General features: G+C 63.6%; 13 protein-coding genes and 1 riboswitch. Of the genes, 11 read left to right on the forward strand and 2 right to left on the reverse strand.

The annotated features are described in order from the left end of the window. Nucleotides 1-112 precede the first annotated feature (112 nt). The 7 genes from ybgF (at nucleotide 113) to serA (ending at nucleotide 11,222) form a co-directional block, all read left to right on the forward strand. Nucleotides 113-1,195 (forward strand): tol-pal system protein YbgF, encoded by a 1,083-nt coding sequence (gene ybgF, locus ABGM93_RS17315; RefSeq protein ID WP_321501564.1) that lies wholly within the window; start codon nucleotides 113-115, stop codon nucleotides 1,193-1,195. 97 nt (nucleotides 1,196-1,292) lie between these two features. Continuing rightward, entirely contained in the window at nucleotides 1,293-2,588 is a 1,296-nt protein-coding gene (gene tilS, locus ABGM93_RS17320) for a tRNA lysidine(34) synthetase TilS (RefSeq protein ID WP_321501566.1), read from the forward strand. Nucleotides 2,589-2,918: 330 nt separating this feature from the next. Continuing rightward, the gene (gene ftsH / locus ABGM93_RS17325; RefSeq protein WP_321501568.1) at nucleotides 2,919-4,841 is read left to right on the forward strand and encodes an ATP-dependent zinc metalloprotease FtsH; all 1,923 of its coding nucleotides are present in this window, start codon (nucleotides 2,919-2,921) and stop codon (nucleotides 4,839-4,841) included. A 326-nt stretch (nucleotides 4,842-5,167) separates the two neighbouring features. After that, on the forward strand, nucleotides 5,168-6,514 hold the full coding sequence (gene glmM, locus ABGM93_RS17330) for a phosphoglucosamine mutase (protein WP_321501571.1): 1,347 nt from the start codon (nucleotides 5,168-5,170) through the stop codon (nucleotides 6,512-6,514). 784 nt (nucleotides 6,515-7,298) lie between these two features. Continuing rightward, entirely contained in the window at nucleotides 7,299-8,033 is a 735-nt protein-coding gene (locus ABGM93_RS17335; protein ID WP_321501573.1) for an outer membrane protein, read from the forward strand. A 287-nt stretch (nucleotides 8,034-8,320) separates the two neighbouring features. After that, on the forward strand, nucleotides 8,321-9,490 hold the full coding sequence (locus tag ABGM93_RS17340) for a phosphoserine transaminase (protein WP_321501575.1): 1,170 nt from the start codon (nucleotides 8,321-8,323) through the stop codon (nucleotides 9,488-9,490). Nucleotides 9,491-9,635: 145 nt separating this feature from the next. Next, complete coding sequence (serA, locus tag ABGM93_RS17345; protein WP_321501577.1) at nucleotides 9,636-11,222, forward strand: phosphoglycerate dehydrogenase; 1,587 nt, start codon at nucleotides 9,636-9,638, stop codon at nucleotides 11,220-11,222. A gap of 409 nt (nucleotides 11,223-11,631) precedes the next feature. Here serA and ABGM93_RS17350 read toward each other — a convergent pair whose 3' ends face one another. Next, on the reverse strand, nucleotides 11,632-12,618 hold the full coding sequence (locus ABGM93_RS17350) for a DMT family transporter (protein WP_321501579.1): 987 nt from the start codon (nucleotides 12,616-12,618) through the stop codon (nucleotides 11,632-11,634). Between the two features lie 691 nt (nucleotides 12,619-13,309). Next, nucleotides 13,310-14,221 (reverse strand): DMT family transporter, encoded by a 912-nt coding sequence (locus tag ABGM93_RS17355; protein ID WP_321501581.1) that lies wholly within the window; start codon nucleotides 14,219-14,221, stop codon nucleotides 13,310-13,312. 290 nt (nucleotides 14,222-14,511) lie between these two features. Between ABGM93_RS17355 and ABGM93_RS17360 the strand changes: the two genes are divergently transcribed. The 4 genes from ABGM93_RS17360 (at nucleotide 14,512) to ABGM93_RS17375 (ending at nucleotide 19,795) form a co-directional block, all read left to right on the forward strand. Then, entirely contained in the window at nucleotides 14,512-15,804 is a 1,293-nt protein-coding gene (locus ABGM93_RS17360) for an adenylosuccinate synthase (RefSeq protein WP_321501583.1), read from the forward strand. A gap of 44 nt (nucleotides 15,805-15,848) precedes the next feature. Next, nucleotides 15,849-17,627 carry a hypothetical protein gene (locus tag ABGM93_RS17365; RefSeq protein WP_321501585.1) on the forward strand — a complete coding sequence of 593 codons (1,779 nt, stop codon included), beginning with the start codon at nucleotides 15,849-15,851 and terminating at the stop codon, nucleotides 17,625-17,627. 80 nt (nucleotides 17,628-17,707) lie between these two features. Next, nucleotides 17,708-17,860: riboswitch (TPP riboswitch) on the forward strand. Between the two features lie 154 nt (nucleotides 17,861-18,014). Then, complete coding sequence (locus tag ABGM93_RS17370) at nucleotides 18,015-18,785, forward strand: ABC transporter permease (RefSeq protein WP_321501587.1); 771 nt, start codon at nucleotides 18,015-18,017, stop codon at nucleotides 18,783-18,785. Between the two features lie 62 nt (nucleotides 18,786-18,847). Then, on the forward strand, nucleotides 18,848-19,795 hold the full coding sequence (locus ABGM93_RS17375; RefSeq protein ID WP_321501589.1) for an ABC transporter substrate-binding protein: 948 nt from the start codon (nucleotides 18,848-18,850) through the stop codon (nucleotides 19,793-19,795). Nucleotides 19,796-19,798: the final 3 nt, after the last annotated feature.

The following is a 19,798-nucleotide window of genomic DNA, read 5'->3' on the forward strand; positions in this document are numbered from 1 at the left end:
TCACAGGGAAAGCGGCTGACCCAATTCCTGCGGCCCGATCGTTCGGGAACGCCTCAACCATACTTGAAGAGCCCACTTCCCGGGCCTCGGGGCTCGAGACAACGGATCGATCATGACGATATTACGCATTCCTGCTGCCGTATGTTCCACTGTCCGCGGCAAGGGCGTGTCTCTGGCGCTGGCTCTCGCCCTCGCCGTTTCCGCGCCATTGACGATTGCCGCTCCGGCGCAGGCGCAAGGGTTCTTCGGGTCCTCGTCCAACCGCGATGACGGGCAGCTCGCCGTCCGGCTTGGGCAGCTTGAGGAGCAGGTGCGCCATCTGACGGGCCAGGTGGAAGAGCTGAGCCATCTTCTGCGCCAGACGCAGGACCAGTTGCGCCGCGCTCAGGAAGACAATGAATTCCGCTTCCAGGAGCTGGAAGGCGGCAAGCCGCGCAAGCGCTCCGACATTCCGGCTGCAAACAAGCCGGCCGTTGCGGCCAATACCGGCAATACCGGCCAGTATGGCAGTGCGCCGCAGACGGGTGATGACCGTTATGCGGCGGAGCGGGCAGGCACGGTGCAAAACCTCGGATCCTACAATCCGCCCGTCGGGTCGGGCGATGATCAGGGGGCGGGCTTCGGCGGCAGCGGCCAGCCGCTGGATCTGTCCATGCTGGCGCGCGGAAACGGCGCCAATGGCGGGGCGGACGCGGGCGCGCCGATCTATGAGGAGCCGGACAATCCGCAAGGCGGCTTCGGGGTTCCCGGTGTCGATGCCGGAACCAACGACGCGATCGGCAATCTGGCCTCGACCTCGGGTTACGGCTCCGCGCGGGGCGAATATGACGAGGCCTATGCGATGGTTCTGAACGGGCAGTACGATCAGGCGGCCCGCAGCTTCCAGGCTTTTCTCGCAACCCATCCGGATGATCCGCTGGCGGCCAATGCGCAATACTGGCTGGGCGAAAGCTATTTCGGACGCGCGCGCTACCGCGACGCCGCGGATGCCTTCCTCAAGACCTACACGGACTATCCGGACAACGAAAAGGCTCCCGACAGTCTGCTGAAGCTCGGCCTGTCGCTCAACGGGCTCGGGCAGAAGGATGCGGCCTGCGCGACCTATTCGGAGCTTCTGGCCAAATATCCCAACGCATCTGGTGCGGTGCTGGACCAGGCGCGCAAGGAGCGGAAGAGTGCCGGTTGCCGGGGCTGAAGGCCGCCCGATTGACGAAGGAGAAGCGTCGGACCTCCTCCAATCGTTGACGCGTTTTGATTTTCTCGCGCTCGCCGTTTCCGGTGGGGGCGACTCCATGGCTTTGTTGCATCTGTTCGATCGCTGGAGGCGCGCCTGTCCGGCAGCGCCGGAAGCGGTTGTTTTCACCGTCGATCATGGTTTGCGGGCCGAAGCGGCCCAGGAGGCGGCGATGGTGGCCGCCCTTTGTGCCGCCATGGGCCTTCCCCACCACACCCTGCACTGGCGCGGAGCGAAGCCGGAAGCCGGCATTCAGGACGCCGCGCGCACCGCGCGCTATGCGTTGATGGCGCAGGCGCTTGCGGCCGCCACACCGGCAGGGGCCGAAAAATGCGGGCTCGTGCTCGCCCACACCCGCGACGATCAGGCGGAGACCTTTCTCGACCGACTTGCGCGCGGCAGCGGCGTCTATGGGCTTTCGGCCATGGCGCGCGAGAGCCGCCGCGCCGACACGGTGCTTCTGCGTCCGCTCCTCGATGTTTCGCGCGCCCGGCTGAGAGCGACGCTCGACGTCCTTGGCGCGACGTGGGTGGACGATCCTTCCAATGAAGATCCGAAATACCGGCGGGTGCGCATGCGTCGTCTCCTGCCGGTTCTTGAGGCGCAGGGGCTCGGCCCCGAAAGGCTGGCCGCGACCGCGCACTCCATGGCGCGTGCCGCCGAGGCGCTTGATGGCTGGGTGGACCGGGTCGTGGAGGCGCACGTCGTGCATCATCCCGCCGGGCCCTGCCGGTTCCCGTCCGCGCTTCTGGAGGATCTGCCCCAGGAAATAGCCTTGCGTCTTCTGGCGCGGCTGCTGCGCGATACGGCGGGGGCGGTTCACGTGCCCCGTCTGGCGCGTCTGGAAGCGGTTCTGGCGGGCCTTCGTTCCCCCGCATCGCCCTGTCTTCGTCGCACATTGGGCGGCTGCGTGATCGCATCACGCGGCGGCCAGGTCGTGATCCATCGCGAACGTGGACGGCAGGGGCTTTGCGAGCTTGATCTTGAGCCCGGCGAGACCGGGCTTTGGGATGATCGCTTCGCCGTCACGCTTGGCAAGGATGCGGCGGGGCCGGTGCGGGTCCAGGCATTGGGCGAGGGGGGCTTGAAGCGAATCGGGCTTGCGCCGCCGGAAGGCTGGCCGCGTACTGCTTTCGCAACGGCCCCGGCTGTGCTGGCCCGCGTGGATCCGTCGCACGACATGCGAGATAGGGAGCCGGGCGTGGATGACCGCGTTCCCGAAACCGCGCATCCTGAGGGAAAATGTACCGGAGCAACGGAAATCCTTGCCGTGCCGGGATTTGAGATTGAACCCGCCACCGGATGGCGCGGATGTATCTCGATGCGGCGGCTTGGTAGAGGCGTGAGCGCCTGAGCTTCGCCAAAGTCGCGGAATTCGGGGATTTTTCGCAGGCAAGGCGAGGGTTTCCGGTGCGGTTTGCGCCGCGATGAGGCGGTTGCATTTGAGAAAATGGCATGCGGGAAAAAGTTACCGCTGCGTTCCCGCCTTAACAAAATGTCGACATCGTTCGATTGATAATGGCTCCATGCCTTGTTCCGGGTGGGGGCGAGGCCTATCTTTCGGCAGGAAAGCCACAGACGACGCCCAGATGGCGTGCGTCCAATCGAACCCCCGTCGGGGACGCCTTGCATCGGATGGAATAGTCCGCTTGCGCGAGACCCGACCGGCGGCCAAGGGACCGTTATGAACTCAAATTTCCGGAATTTCGCGCTCTGGGTGATCATTGCCCTCTTGCTGATCGCTCTGTTCCAGCTGTTCCAGAGTTCGAACCAGCGCACCACGACGACGGAGATCGCGTTCTCCCAGTTCCTCGATCAAGCGGAACAGGGCAACGTCAGCGACGTCGTGATCCAGCAACAGCAGATCACCGGCCATTACGCCAAGGGCGGCACGTTCCAGACCTATGCTCCGGAAAACGAGCAATATGTCGATATCCTTCGCTCCAAGGGTGTGAACGTCACGGCCAAGCCGCGCGCGGAAGGCTTCTCGTTGATCAGCACCCTGATCAGCGCGCTGCCGATGCTGCTCATTCTGGGTATCTGGATCTTCTTCATGCGCCAGATGCAGGGCTCCGGTGGCAAGGCGATGGGCTTCGGCAAGTCCAAGGCGAAGATGCTGACGGAAGCCCATGGCCGCGTCACCTTCGAGGATGTCGCCGGCGTTGATGAAGCCAAGGAAGATCTGGAAGAGATCGTGGAATTCCTGCGCGACCCGCAGAAGTTCCAGCGCCTCGGCGGTCGTATCCCGCGCGGTGTGCTGCTCGTCGGCCCTCCGGGTACGGGTAAGACGCTTCTGGCGCGCGCCATTGCGGGCGAGGCCAATGTGCCGTTCTTCACGATTTCCGGTTCGGATTTCGTGGAAATGTTCGTCGGCGTCGGCGCGAGCCGTGTCCGCGACATGTTCGAACAGGCCAAGAAGAACGCCCCTTGCATCATCTTCATCGATGAGATCGACGCCGTGGGCCGCCATCGTGGCGCGGGCCTTGGCGGCGGCAACGATGAGCGTGAGCAGACGCTGAACCAGCTGCTGGTCGAGATGGACGGTTTCGAGGCCAACGAGGGCATCATCCTGATCGCCGCCACCAACCGGCCCGACGTTCTGGACCCGGCGCTGCTGCGCCCGGGCCGTTTCGACCGTCAGATCGTGGTGCCGAACCCGGACTTCACCGGCCGCGAGAAGATCCTCAAGGTCCATATGCGCAAGGTTCCCCTCGCGCCCGACGTCAACGTCAAGACGCTGGCGCGCGGCACACCGGGCTTTTCCGGCGCGGATCTGATGAACCTCGTCAACGAGGCGGCCCTGCTGGCTGCCCGGCGCGGCAAGCGTCTGGTCACCATGTCGGAGTTCGAGGACGCCAAGGACAAGGTGATGATGGGGGCGGAGCGCCGCACGCTGGCGCTCACCGAAGAGGAAAAGAAGCTGACCGCCTATCACGAGGCGGGACACGCGCTGATCGCGTTGCACATGCCGGCCTCCGATCCGATCCACAAGGCGACCATCATTCCGCGCGGACGTGCGCTCGGCATGGTGATGCGTCTGCCGGAAAAGGATCAGGTCTCGCTGACGCGCGCCAAGTGCCATGCGGATCTGGCGGTGGCCATGGGTGGCCGCGTGGCGGAAGAGATGATCTTCGGCTACGAGAAGGTGACCTCGGGCGCGTCCGGCGATATCCAGATGGCGACGAAGCTGGCCCGCGCCATGGCAACCCAGTTCGGCATGTCCGACAAGCTGGGACCGCTGCTTTACGCGGAGAACGAGGAAGAGGTCTTCCTCGGCCATTCGGTCGCGCGCAGCCAGAACGTTTCGGACGAGACCCAGAAGCTGGTCGATTCCGAGATCAAGGGCTTCGTCAACACCGGCTACGAGACGGCCAAGCGGATCCTTACCGAGAACGAGGATCAGCTTCACATCATCGCCAAGGGGCTTCTGGAATACGAGACGCTCTCCGGCGACGAGATCCGCAACCTGCTCGACGGCAAGCCGCCGGTCCGCGATCTCGATGATGAGCCGATCATCCGTGGCTCGGCAGTGCCCAAGACCGGTACGCCCAAGAAGGACGGTGATGAACCGGCTGGCGGCGGCCTTGAGCCGCAGCCTCAGGGCTGAGCGTCAGGTCCCTGACCGGACCGCGCCGATCCGGAAGGGATCGCCGACAGAATTGAAAAGGCCCGTTTCGACGGGCCTTTTTTCATGGCCGCGTCGTCATCCCCCGCGCGCGGTCTGCGGCGCTTGTCACAAACGCAAACAATTTTTGAACCCTTTGCCAACCATAGTTCGCTATGTAGACGCACGCATGGATGGTGCGGGCGGGCGACGGGTTTCCTTTTGCAACCGGGCAATCATTCACGACAGGCAGGGCGAGCCGTGCAACGCGACCCATTCCCGGGACGCTCCGGTCGCGCCATGCCACGGTTCAGGACATTGGCGGATTCATGAGCAGAAGCTATTTCGGAACGGACGGCATTCGCGGGCAGGCCAACAAGTGGCCGATCACCCCGGAAGTGGCGATGAAGGTCGGCATGGCCGTCGGCATCATCTTCCGCAATGGCGGCCATCGCCACCGGGTGGTGCTTGGCAAGGATACGCGCCTTTCCGGTTACATGATCGAAACGGCGCTGATCGCGGGCTTCACCTCCGCCGGTATGGACGTCTTCCAGCTGGGGCCCATTCCCACGCCTGCGGTCGCCATGCTGACGCGCTCCTTGCGGGCCGATATCGGCGTGATGATCTCTGCCTCCCACAATGCCTTTGCCGATAACGGCATCAAGATTTTCGGTCCCGACGGGTTCAAGCTCTCCGACGAGGTTGAGCGTGAAATCGAAAGCCTGATCGAGAGCGATCTGACCCGCAAGCTGGCCGCGCCGCGCGATCTTGGCCGCGCCAAGCGCGTCGACGGTGTGCGCGATCGCTATGTCGAATACGCAAAGCGGACGCTCCCGCGCAACATGAGCCTTGAGGGCATGCGCATCGTGGTCGATTGCGCCAATGGCGCGGCCTATCGCACCGCGCCCGAAGTGCTGTGGGAACTGGGCGCGGAAGTGTTTTCCATCGGCGTTGAGCCCGATGGGCTCAACATCAACAAGGATTGCGGCTCCACCTCTATCGGGGCGCTTTGCGAGCGGGTGCGGGAGTTGCGCGCCGATATCGGCATCGCGCTCGATGGGGATGCGGACCGGGTGATCCTTGTCGATGAAAAGGGTGAGGTGGTCGATGGCGACCAGCTCATGGCCGTGGTGGCGGAAAGCTGGCAGAAGAGCGGGCAGCTCTCCCAGCCCGGTATCGTTGCCACCGTGATGTCCAATCTGGGGCTGGAGCGGCATCTGGACAGCCTCGGCCTGACGCTTGCGCGCACCAAGGTGGGCGACCGCCATGTGGTGGAGCACATGCGGCAGAACGGCTTCAATCTGGGTGGCGAGCAGTCTGGCCATATCATTCTGTCGGATTTCTCCACCACCGGTGACGGCCTCGTGGCCGCCCTTCAGGTGCTTGCTGTCGTGCGCCAGGAGGAGCGTCCGGTCTCGGAGGTCTGCCGCCGGTTCGAACCGGTACCGCAGGTCCTCAAGAACGTGCGTATCGCTGGCGGCAAGCCGCTGGAGGCGGACGATGTGGTCAAGGCAATCGAGGCGGGCAAGGCCAGGCTCGGCGACGGCGGGCGTCTGGTCATCCGTCCCTCCGGCACCGAACCGCTCATCCGGGTGATGGCAGAAGGCGACGATCTCGATCTCGTCAATGCCGTGGTCGATGATATCTGCGCCGCCGTGACAAAGGTCGCCGCCTGAGTTTCGCCAGGTGATCAGGGGGCGACCGGCCCTCGGCCCCGTTTGTAAACCTGTGATCTGTCAGAGCCTGTCGCAACAGGTCTTCCAGCAGTTGCATGACCGACCTGGCAACTTGCCATGGGCGGGGTTTCAGTCTGCCTCCAGGCTCGAACGCCTGGGGTGGGAGAAAATGGCTCTGTCCGAAGTCATATGCTCCGACTGGCGTAGTTATATTTGAAAAATACTATTCTGAGACGCCAGTTCAGGGGTTTCAACACAGGTCTGACCCGCGCGCTTGTCGATGGCTGGCTGCAAGCAGCACAGGTTCAAATCCCCACCAACGGATCTGTATGCCCAGTTTTGTGCGAAAAAGGAAAGAATGACGCTGTTGCCTTGCCGCCAGAGCGTGCGAAAGGCCGGGTCATTCCGAATGCCATTTTCTTTAAAACAATTGTTTTTTCGAGGCGGCGGGCGGGGCGTCGATGGAAATCGTTAACCATGCGACCTACGGCATTGTGCGCAGGAAACAGGGACTGTTTATTGATATTTATAGCGATTTCCGGGGCTGGCAGCGTCTCGGAGTTGGTCAGCGATTTACGAATGCGTTAGTGTGTCCTAAGAATTTATTAACTGGAAAGGTTAATGTAAAGTTCTATTAATACTATTTATTAGCCAATTTCATTAGGGTTAAGCGCCCATTAAGCTTTCCCGTTCATAAGTACTACCCATCACGTTCGTCTGTGAAAGCGGGTGGTGCGGTAGGTGCTTCCGCGCCGCGGCCACAACACAAGGGATGGGGTGCGAGATGAGCAACCTGAAGAGACTTTTCATCGCAGCCAGTATTGCGTTCGCACTTCCGTCGGTCGCATCAGCTGCAGATTTGCCTGAATACATTCCCGAGCCCTATGTGGCTCCGGAGGGGGGCTGGTACTTGCGCGGCGACATCGGCTTCAAGATCTATGCCGATCCGGCCGCACGTACGACTTACAACAATATCGGTGAATTCTGGAGCGAGAGCCTCGATCACACGGCTCTGGTCGGCGCTGGTGTCGGCTACTACTTCAACAGCTGGTTCCGTGCGGATGTGACGGTGGATCACGAGTTCAAGGCGGGCTACTCCGGACGCGCACGTTGCGTGACGAGTTGCGGTGGCGGTTCCTCTTCTCTCGAAACAGCGAATATCGATGCCTGGTCGCTGATGTTCAACGCCTACGCGGACCTCGGCACCTGGCATGGCTTCACCCCTTATGTGGGCGCCGGTATCGGCCTGTCCTATCTGCGCGCGACGGATATCCGTTTCGTCAACGCCGGCGGGATCACCGGCACGTATCGCGATCACGGTCGGGTCGATCTGGCCTGGGCCCTGATGGCGGGCACATCCTATGAGCTCACGCCGAATGTCATGATCGATGCCGGCTATCAGTTCCGGTCGCTCGGCAAGGCCAAGAGTGGTCGGATCTATAGCACCAAGAACCGTATCGAGTATGACGACATCTATGCGCACGAGATGCGCGTGGGCCTGCGCTACAACTTCAATTGATACGCGCTCACGCAAGAACCAAGTGATCTGGGCTGGCCGGGTCGGGTGTGAAAACGGGCCGGGAGATGTGTCTCCCGGCCCGTTTTCGTATTTCATCAGGCCATTGAAAATGTGTCGAAAAATCTCTCCCCCGCCCCGGCGTCATCGTGTCTTGAAGAGATGCAGAGGTGTCAGGCCCGCGCGAGCAGTGGCCCAACAGGCCGATTGACCGGCCCGGAATTTTCGACTACCCCGGTCAGTGGGACACCCCTCCCCAACGAGGGGCGCCTATCTGTGAGGGTAGATACATGACAGCGAATACCAAACCGGCCACGCGGCCGGGCAATCCCAATTTCTCTTCCGGCCCCTGTGCCAAGCGTCCCGGCTGGACGCTCGATGGCCTGAAGGACGCCCCGCTCGGGCGTTCGCACCGGGCCAAGATCGGCAAGGCGAAGCTCGCCGCCGCCATCGACAAGACCCGCGAAATTCTCCAGGTGCCCGCCGATTATCGCATCGGCATCGTGCCCGCATCCGATACGGGCGCGGTGGAGATGGCGCTGTGGTCGCTTCTGGGCGCACGGCCCGTGGACATGCTGGCCTGGGAAAGCTTCGGCTCCGGCTGGGTGACCGATGTCATCAAGCAGCTCAAGCTCGATGCGCGCAAGCTGGAAGCCGGTTACGGCGAATTGCCGGACCTCGCCTCCGTCGATTTTTCCCATGACGTGGTCTTCACCTGGAACGGCACAACCTCGGGCGTCCGCGTCCCGGATGCGGACTGGATCCCGGCGGACCGCGAAGGCCTCGTGATCTGCGATGCGACCTCTGCCGCTTTCGCGCAGAAGCTCGATTTCGCCAAGCTCGATGTGGTCACCTTCTCCTGGCAGAAGGTGCTGGGCGGCGAGGCGGCCCATGGCGTCCTGATCCTCGGCCCCCGCGCCGTGGAACGCCTTGAGAGCTACACGCCCGCATGGCCGCTGCCGAAGATCTTCCGCATGACCAAGGGCGGCAAGCTCAACGAGGGCATCTTCAAGGGCGAGACCATCAACACGCCCTCCATGCTCTGCGTGGAAGATTACATCGACGCGCTCGACTGGGCGGCGTCCGTGGGCGGGCTCGACGGCCTGTGCGGTCGCGCCGACGCCAACGCCAAGGTGCTGGCCGACTGGGCTGCCAAGACCCCGTGGGTCGATTTCCTGGCGGCAGACCCGGCCATCCGCTCCAACACCTCCGTGTGCCTGAAGATCGTCGATCCGGCGGTCACCGCGCTCGATGAAAAGGCGCAAGCCGCCTTTGCCAAGGCCATCGTTTCCGCGCTCGATGCGGAAGGCGTTGCCTATGACATCGGGTCGTATCGCGATGCGCCTGCAGGCCTCAGGATCTGGTGTGGGGCGACGGTGGAAGCGGGCGATCTCGCCAAGCTGACGCCCTGGCTCGACTGGGCGTTTGAGGCCGAGAAGGCAAAGCTCGCCACTGCCTGAGGGCAGCTGGTCATTTCACATCACGTTGAAAATTCAGCGAATTGCCTGACTTTCCGGACCGGTTGAACCGGTCCGGAATGCGGCGGGGAGGTTGGGCTCCCGGCGCGCGCGAGGCGCTTCGCCTTTCCAAGGGGACTGCTCGATCATGGCACCCAGGGTACTCATTTCCGACAAGCTTTCGCCGGCGGCCGTCCAGATCTTCAAGGATCGGGGACTGGACGTCGATTTCCAGCCCGATCTGGGCAAGGACAAGGACAAGCTGGCCGAGATCATCGGCAACTATGACGGTCTCGCCATCCGCTCCGCCACCAAGGTGACGGAAAAGATCATCGCCAAGGCCGACCGGCTCAAGGTGATCGGCCGCGCCGGGATCGGCGTGGATAACGTCGACATTCCGGCGGCCACCGCCAAGGGCATCATCGTGATGAACACGCCCTTCGGCAACGCCATCACGACCGCTGAACACGCCGTTGCAATGATGTTTGCCTGTGCGCGTCAGATCCCGGCGGCGGACCTCTCCACGCAGGCCGGCAAGTGGGAAAAGTCCAAGTTCATGGGCGTGGAAATCACGGCCAAGACGCTGGGCCTCATCGGGTGCGGCAACATCGGCACCATCGTCGCCGACCGGGCCATGGGCCTGCGCATGAAGGTGGTCGCCTATGATCCGTTCCTGTCCAAGGAGCGGGCGCGCGATCTGGGCGTTGAAAAGGTGGAACTGGACGAGCTTCTGCGCCGCGCCGATTTCATCACGCTGCATACGCCGCTCACCGAGAAGACCCGCAACATCCTGTCTGAGGAAGCCATCGCGTCCACCAAGAAGGGCGTCTACATCATCAACTGCGCGCGCGGCGGGCTGGTCGATGAGGCGGCGCTGCGTGCGGCGCTGGACAGCGGTCAGGTCGCGGGTGCTGCCTTCGACGTCTTTGTCGAGGAACCTGCGAAGGAAAACGTGCTCTTCGGTGCGCCGAACCTCGTCTGCACCCCGCATTTGGGGGCGGCCACGCAGGAAGCGCAGGAGAATGTGGCCTTGCAGGTTGCAGAGCAGATCTCCGATTATCTGATGCATGGCGGTGTCACCAACGCCTTGAACATGCCGTCGATTTCGGCGGAAGAAGCGCCAAAGCTCACGCCTTACGTGAAACTCGCCGAGCAGCTCGGGTCCTTCGCAGGCCAGTTGACCGAAAGCGCGATCAAGGGTGTTCGCATCGAGTATGAGGGCAGTGTTGCGGAGCTGAACACCAAGGCCCTGACTGCGGCGGCGCTCACCGGTGTGCTGACCCCGCTTCTCCAGTCGGTCAACATGGTGTCTGCCCCGACCCTTGCGCGCGAGCGCGACATCAACGTGGAAGAGGTGCAGCGTCCCCAGCAGGGCGCTTACGGCACCTATATCCGCCTGACGATTTCGACGGAGCGTCAGCAGCGTTCGGTCGCGGGCACGATCTTTGCTGACCAGAGCCCGCGCATCATCCAGGTCAAGGGCATCGACATGGAAGCCTCGCTCGGGGCGCACATGCTCTACATCACCAATGAGGACAAGCCGGGCTTCATCGGCAAGTTCGGCACGCTTCTGGGTGAGGCCGGCATCAATATCGCGACCTTCGCGCTCGGTCGTAATGAGCCGGGCGGCGACGCCATCGCGCTTCTGGAAGTGGACGGCGAGGTGCCGGAGGAAACACTTGAGAAGCTGAAGGCGCTGCCGCTGGTCAAGCACGTCCGCCCCTTGCGCTTCTGATAGCGTTCAGTCCGAGCATAAATTACAGAAACGGGGCGGGGATATTTCCCGCCCCGTTTTGCGTTTCGGGGTGGGCTTTCAGGGCATCCCGTCCGGGGCTTGCCGGTCGTTGCGTGTGGCCCATCCTTCGAGATGCCTGCTTTCGCAGGCTCCTCAGGATGACGTTGTGTGTGTTGTTGGCTTCTTGCGATTTCACAACGCGATAACGTCATCCTGAGGAGGCATCGCAGATGCCGTCTCGAAGGATGGGCGGCCATTTCCCATGTGTCGAATGCACAGGGGCTGGACGGTCAAACGATCGATTCGAACGCGTTACAGAGATTTATCGAACGCATTCGAAAACGGGAGGGAAAAATGGCGGTTTTCCGCCATTCCCGTTTGAAAGCCTTCAATGGTCTTCAAATCGATTTCAATTGCGCCTCAAGGCCCGCGCGAGACGACGCGGCAGGCGGCCGTCAATGGTCGCAAGGGCGGCGGCGATCAACATTATCCCCGCCCAGTGGCGCGGCTGAAGCTGCTCTCCCAGAACAAACACCCCGGCGAGGATCGCGCTGACCGGAACAAGGAAGGTGACCAGCATCACGTTGGCGGGGCCTGCGACCGACAGGATCCGGAAGAAGAGAAGGTAGGCGAGCGCGGTGGACAGGAACGCCAGCCCCGCCATGGCGATCACGACCTCTGTCGAAGGCCAGTTGGCTGCAAGGTCGATCAGGCCGCCACTCATGAGCAGGATGGGCAAGAGGATGATCGAGGATCCGGTGAGCTGGCCCGCCGCGGTCACCAGGGCGGGCGTTCCCATGAAACGGCGGGCATAGAGCGCGGAGGTGCCATAGGAAACCGTCGCGCCGAGGCAGGCGAGTTCGGCCAGAAGGTGGTCTCCGACACCGGAAATGGCAGCCGTGCCGATCATCACCGCGACCCCGCAAAAGCCCAGAACCACACCAACCGCCTTCATCGGGGTGGCCCGGTCGGTGGTGGTGAACAGGTGCAGGATGATGACGGTGGAGATCGGGGTGAAGGCGTTGAGGATCGATGCCAGACCCGACGCGATCTGCGTCTGGCCCCAGGTCAGAAGGGTGAAAGGTACCACGTTGTTGATCGCCCCCATCACCAGAAAGGGGGCAAAGCCGCTCCATGAGAGCGGGAAGGCGAGGCCGCGCAGCCGCAGAACGATGTGAAGCACGATGGCGGCGAGCGCGACGCGCAGGAAGACGATCTCCATCGACCCGATTTCGGCAACCGCCACCTTGGTGAAAAAGAACGAGCCGCCCCACAGGATCGACAGGGTGATCAGCAGTGTCCAGGCGAGCGACGTCATCTGGCGCGGTGCGCTCGAAGAGGTGGCTGTTGCGCCGATCTCGGTCTGGGCAGGCGCGGTGCGGGCATTTGCGGTCATGGGCGTCCATCCTTTGGCGAGGCTGCGACTTTAATCGCAGGCAGGCGGCGCAGGACACCCGTTTCTTGCGTCTTGATGCGAATTGGCGGTGGCGGTGAGGTCTCGGCGCGCAGCGTGTGTGGCCGATCCATCGAGACGGCGCGTTGCGCCTCCTCTCGATGACATTGTGGATGGCTGGCTTCTTGAGCCGGGCATGTCGCGGCGAAGAAGAGCCCGGCCCGGTTACCTCTCCCATTGGGAGAGGTCGGCGCGGATCGCGCCGGGTGAGGGGTTTCGGGCTCCGCCGTATCCATGAGAGATCGCATCCCCTCACCCCAGACCTCTCCCCATGGGAGAGGAGGCCGTATCGCGCGTGGCGCCACTATCACGGGGCTTGAGCGGTCATTGCCGGGAGGGACGGTAAATCCGTTTTGTCGGCCATGGAAAAGAGCCCGGCCCGGTTACCTCTCCCATTGGGAGAGGTCGGCGCGGCTCGCGCCGGGTGAGGGGGGCGGGCTCAGCCGTATTCATGAGAGATCGCATCCCCTCACCCCAACCCTCTCCCCATGGGAGAGCGGGCCGTATCGTGCGTGGTGCGGGATTTTGAGCGCGTTTCGAGAAAAGGGCGCCTCCCGCCCCAACGTCATCCTGAGGAGCGCTCGTCAGAGCGCGTCTCGAAGGATGGGCCGCAAGCTCGCAACGTGCCCTTCGCCTAGCTGCTGAACCTCTGCGCCAGGAAAATTCCGCCGAGGATCAGGCCGTAGCCGATGGCGTGGAAGAGGTGGAAGGTCTCGCCCAGAAAGACGATCGCCAGAAGCGAGGCGGTGACAGGGATCAAGTGGAAAAACGGTCCCGCCCGGTTCGGCCCGATCAGCTCAACACCGCGATTGAAGCAGATATAGGCCAGGATCGTGGCGATCAGGATCACGTAGATCAGCGACAGGATCGTCTGTTTGTCGGCCTGCATGGTGAAACCGCTGGCATATTCGATCGCGGTGGCGGGCAGCAGCATCAAGCCGCCGAGCCCGATGGTCAGCACCAGAAAGGACAGCGGATGTATGGGTGGGCGCTTGCGCAGCAGGCAGGCATAGAGCGCGTAGCTCGCCATGGCGATGATGAGCAGAATGTCGCCGGGGTTGACGGAGAGATTGGCGAGCTGGCTCGCATCCCCGCCCGTGATGATGGTCAGAACGCCCGCGCCTGACAGCACAATGCCGCCGATCTGGCCCATGGTCAGCCGGTCCCCGAACAGGATCAGCGACCACAGCGCGATCCAGAAGGGGGCGGTGGACTGCATCAGCGCGCCGTTGATGGCTTGCGTGAATTGCAACCCTTCATAGGCCAGCGAGTTGTAGAGCGTGATGCCGACGAAGGAGAGAAGCAGAAGGATGCCGATATTCTGCCGGATGACCGGCCAATCCTGCTTCAGGCGCGGCCACAGAAAGATCACCAGCACCACGAAGGCGCCGATCCAGCGGGTCTGGGCGAGCGCGAGCGGGGGGATGTGACCGGCGGCCTCGCGGCCAAGGACGATGTTGCCGCCCCAGGACATCGCGGTAATCGACAGGAGGATATAGGGCTGGCCATAAAGCCAGCGCCCGAAACGGGTGACGGTGGTCATCATGCAGGAATGATCCCGAAAAAGTGGAGCGGGCAGGCGGCGTGTGGCGGTTGGCTGAAGGGGCGAGTAGCCTGTCTGGCGTAATGTGTAAAGACAGGCGGCTGAGGGACTCGTCACGGCTGGCCGTTATGTCTATAGTCCGCCCGCTTCGTGCGCGCTGCAAAACGGCGCGCCGATTCCGTTCGCGCCGGCTCCAATGGCAGCCTCAGGCGCGCAAGGCGCATCATCGACTGCCCGCCTCCGGCATGACACCGGGCGGCCCGGGCGCAGCAATCTCAAGGAATAATAAGCCAATGGCCAACGTCGTTGTTGTCGGTTCGCAGTGGGGAGACGAAGGCAAGGGCAAGATCGTGGACTGGCTGTCCGAACAGGCCGATGTGGTCGTTCGCTTCCAGGGCGGTCACAATGCCGGTCACACGCTGGTCATTGACGGGGTGAGCTACAAGCTTTCGCTGCTGCCGTCGGGCTGTGTGCGCGAAGGCAAGCTCGGCGTCATCGGCAATGGCGTGGTGCTCGATCCGCATGCGCTGGTGGCCGAGATCGGACGGCTGGAAGCGCAGGGCGTCACCATCACGCCGGACAATCTGCGCATCGCGGAGAACGTGCCGCTGATCCTGTCGCTGCATCGCGAACTCGACGCCTTGCGCGAATCATCGACCACCGGCACCCGCATTGGCACCACCAAGCGCGGCATTGGCCCGGCTTACGAGGACAAGGTCGGACGGCGCGCGATCCGGCTGATGGACCTCGCCAACACCGAAGCCCTGCGCGACAAGATCGACCGCCTGCTGGTCCATCACAATGCGTTGCTGCGCGGCTTCGGCAAGGAAGAGATCAAGCTGGAGACGATCTATGAGGAACTGATCAGCGTCTCCGACAAGGTGCTGCCCTTCATGGATATCGTCTGGCGTCTGCTTGACGAGAAGCGCAAGGAAGGCAAGCGGATCCTGTTTGAGGGCGCCCAGGGCGCGCTGCTCGACATCGACCACGGCACCTATCCCTTCGTGACCTCCTCGCACACGGTGGCCGGTCAGGCTTCCGCCGGTTCGGGCATCGGCCCAGGCGGTCTGGACTATGTGCTGGGCATCACCAAGGCCTACACGACGCGCGTGGGCGAGGGCCCGTTCCCGACCGAGCTGAACGACGAGGTCGGCCAGTTCCTCGGCGAAGTTGGCAAGGAATTCGGCGTGGTCACCGGGCGCAAGCGGCGCTGCGGCTGGTTCGATGCGGTGCTGGTCAAGCAGACCGTGCGCACCTGCGGCATCAACGGTATCGCGCTGACCAAGCTTGACGTTCTGGACGGGCTGAAGGAAATCAAGATCTGCGTCGGCTACAAGCTCGACGGCAAGGAGATCGATTATCTGCCCGCAAGTCAGGGCGCGCAGGCCCGCGTGGAGCCGATCTACGAGACGCTCGACGGCTGGGAAGAAACGACCGCCGGTGCGCGCACCTGGGCGGAGCTTCCCGCACAGGCGGTCAAGTATGTCCGCCATGTCGAAGAATTGATCGGGGCGCCGGTTGCGTTGTTGTCGACCAGTCCGGAACGTGACGACACAATCCTTGTCCAAAATCCTTTTCAGGATTAACCCTGAAAGACGCGCATCGTATCCAGTCGGTTTAAGAGTTACTCATGGCGGACTACCACGCTGTATTGAAGCGGGCGATTGATGGACTTCCCGATAACACGGGAGCGGCGAGGCGTGCTGTCTATCAGCGCGCGCGTCAGGCAATCGTCAATCAGCTCAAGAGCTACAAGCCGCCGCTCTCGCCGTCGGATATCACGGCCGAGCAGCTTCGCCTCGAAGAGGCGATCCGCAAGGTGGAGGCCGACGCGGCCCGGGCCTCGCTCGGGCTCTCGCCTGCGCCGCGCCCTGCAATGCCGCCCGTGCGGCCTTGCGCACCGGCTCCCGCGCCCGCATCCGCTCCCGCTTCCAACGGCGGGGCGGTCGCGCCCGAGCAGCCTGCGATGCCCGGTGCCGGCGCTCAGGGATCCAACGGAGCGAACCAGCATCCGGCCGGATCGGGCAGCTCCATGGCTGGCGGCGCGGCTTCCGTCGCGCCTTCGGCACCTGCAAAGACCGAGCCGGCAGCGCCGCCTGAACCCGCAAAGCCTGCCGCGGTGCACGAGCCTGTCGGCAAGGCGACAAGCGGGCCCGCTTCCGGCGGACCGGCTGGCACGTCCTCTGCCTTTGGTGGATCCGGCTCGGCTGCCTCCGACCAGGCGATGCCCGAGCCTGCCGGTGCGGATGCTCCAGCCGTGCGCGGCCCCCGTTTCGAACCCGCCTCCGAGGCCGGGGAGAAAAGCGGCGTCGATGCGTCGACGGACGAGGCTTCGCAAACGTCAGCCGGCAAAGCAAACACCAAGCGCGACGCGATTGCCGACATAGATGCCATGACGCGCGGGGCGCAAGGCTCCGCGGGGCAGGATCCTTTCGCTCAGGCGGATCTGAAGCCTTCGCGGCTGCCGATGATTGCCGCCGCGGTGGGCGCTTTCGTCGTTTTCATCGCGCTCATCACCTTCGTCTATACCCAGCGCGACACGTTGCTGGCGATGTTTGAAAGCTCCGATGCGCCGGTCGCCGCCGATACCTCCGGCTCTCCGGCCACGGCGTCGTCGGACAAGGAAAGTACCAAGGACACGGCGCGGCTCCTGAGCGATGACGGCTCCCCGGCAGCACCCGATGCGCGCGCGGTGACGACGACCCGCGTGGTGCCGCCCGCCGCAGAGGACGGTGTGACCATCGCCCCGCAGGGCGGTGAGACGGAAATCCCGCAGGATGGCGAACCGGCCCCGGTGGCCGATGCGCCTGCTGCGACCACCGCAACGGGCAGCGATACCACGTCCGCGGGCCAGGCAACTCCCGTTGCCCAACGTGCGATCCTTTACGAGGAAAGCGCCGATGCCAGCTCCGGCGGGTCCGCCGAACAGGGGCGTGTGCTTTGGTCGATCGCGCAGGAAGCGCCGTCCGGCGGCGGGGCGCCTGATACGGTCATCAAGGCGAATATCGCCATTCCGGAGCGCAATGTGACGGTGCAGCTGACCATCCGTCCCAACCGCGATGACACGCTTCCCGCCAGCCACCTGATCGAGCTTCAGTTCCTGCTGCCCCCCGGTTTCCCGGGCAAGGGCGTATCCTCCGTGCCGGGCCTCATCATGAAGACCACCGAGGAAGCGCGCGGCGATGCGCTGATCGGGGCGTCGGTCCGGGTCGCGGATGGCTTCTTCTGGGTCGCGCTTTCCTCCATCGAGGCGGAGCGGGAACGCAACATCACGCTGCTGCGTGACCGGGGCTGGATCGACATTCCGGTTCTCTATGAAAACGGCAAGCGGGCGATCCTGACGCTTGAGAAGGGATCTCCGGGCGAGCGCGTCGTGCAGACGGCGCTGGATGCCTGGGCTGCCCAATAGGCTTCTGGCGCGCTGCGCGGGTTTTCGCGCAGCGCGCCTGACGGTCCCTTGCAATCATTATCCATAGCAGACACACTGCGCATGCTTCCGAGGGGTGTTCGCTGAGGCGAACTGAGATGGCCAAGCCTGCGAGGCGGGGAACGTTTGTCTGTTCCTCACTCAGATGCAAAAGGGCCGAACCCTTCGAACCTGATCCGGGTCATGCCGGCGAAGGGACGGAAACCTGAGCCCGATTTTCCCGGGTCTCCATGGTCTTTGGTATCAAGGACGGGGAGATCCCATGAATTGCCCTCTGGCGCCGTGTCGCGGCGCTGCCTTCACACGCACAGGTCCACAGTCTGCCCGGGACCGGCTTCATGTTCGCGTTTGCGCATGAGGCCGCCTGCGATGAACCGTGCGTCCTCCGATCTGCCCCGACGCCTCCTGCGGGGCGTCCTGACCACGCTCGTTCTGCTGGGCGCGTGGGAAGGGGCCGTGCGCGGCCTCCAGCTTCCCCGCTACATGCTGCCCGCGCCCTCGCGGGTGGCCACGGTGCTGGTTGAACGGTCGGATTTCCTGCTTGAACAGGCGTGGATCACGGCTTTCGAGACCCTGATCGGCCTTGTCATCGGGGCGGGGGCGGGCATTGCGCTGGCGCTTCTGCTGGCCGTGCTGCCGCTTGCGCGGCGCTATGTGTTGCCGGTCGTCGTGATCAGCCAGGCGCTGCCGGTCTTCGCCATCGCGCCGCTTCTGGTCCTGTGGTTCGGTTTCGGGCTCGCCTCCAAGATCGTGATGGCGAGCCTGATCATCTTCTTTCCCGTCACATCGGCCTTCTATGACGGGTTGAGGCGCACAGATCCCGACCTTCTCGACTATGCGCGGCTCGTGCGCGCGACCCCGGTGCAGACGCTCATGCTGATCCGGTTGCCCGCCGCCTTGCCCGCCCTGGGCTCGGGGCTTCGGGTGGCCGCCGTCTTTGCGCCCATCGGCGCGATCGTGGGGGAGTGGGTCGGATCCAGCCAGGGATTGGGGTTCGTCATGTTGCAGGCCAATGCCCGCGCGCAGGCCGATGTGGTCTTTGCGGCGCTGGTGCTTCTGGCGGCCATGGCGCTGTTGCTTCGCGCGGTTGTCGACAAGGCCACGCGCGCCATGGCGCCGTGGCAATCGGAAACGGACTAGGCGCGCGGGAGAAAGAGTTCGCGCGGGCCTTTGGGAAAGAGAAACGAGAGGAGTTTGGGGAGATGCTGCGAAAATTGAAGAGCGGTGCGGCGGCGTTGGCGCTGACGGTGCTTGTGAGCGGGGCCGCGCAGGCGGCGGACAAGCTGACGGTGCTGCTCGACTGGTATGTGAACGCCGACCACGGCCCGCTGATCGTCGCCAAGGAGGGCGGCTATTTCGAGGCGCAGGGGCTGGATGTGGAGCTTGTGACGCCCGCCGATCCCAGCGCCCCGCCGCGGCTTGTGGCCGCCGGTCAGGGCGATGTGGCGGTGTCCTATCAGCCGACCCTTTACGAACAGGCCCAGCAGGGCCTCCCCGTCGTGCGGTTCGGCACCCTGATTTCCACCCCGCTCAACACCGTGATCGCGCTTGAAAGCGGACCGGTGAAGTCGCTGGAGGACCTGAAGGGCAAGAAGGTCGGTTTCTCGATCTCCGGCTTTGAGGATGCGATCCTGTCCACCATGCTGGGCACGGTGGGGCTTTCGGAAAAGGACGTGGAGCTGATCAACGTCAATTTCGCGCTGACGCCTGCGCTTCTGTCCGGGCAGGTGGATGCGGTTGTGGGCGGCTATCGCAATATCGAGCTGAACCAGCTTGAGGCGGAAGGCAGCCCCGGATTTGCCATCTACCCGGAGGAGCATGGCGTTCCGGCCTATGACGAGCTGATCTATATCGCCCACAAGGACAAGCTCGATGATGATCGCCTGCCGCGCTTTCTGGCGGCGGTTGAAGCGGCGACTGTGTTCCTGACCAATCATCCGGATGAGGGGCTGGAGCTCTTCTTGAAAAACCACGCCGATATTGATGACGAGCTGACCAAGAAATCCTGGTTCGACACGCTGCCGCGGTTCGCCAAGCGCCCGGCGGCGCTCGACGGGGGGCGTTATGCGCGCTTCGGGGCCTTCATGGAAAAGACCGGGCTGATCGAGAAGGCTCCGGCGGTTGAGGACATCGCGGTGGAGCTTCGCTGACGC

Source organism: Breoghania sp., assembly GCF_963674635.1.
Classification (GTDB): domain Bacteria; phylum Pseudomonadota; class Alphaproteobacteria; order Rhizobiales; family Stappiaceae; genus Breoghania.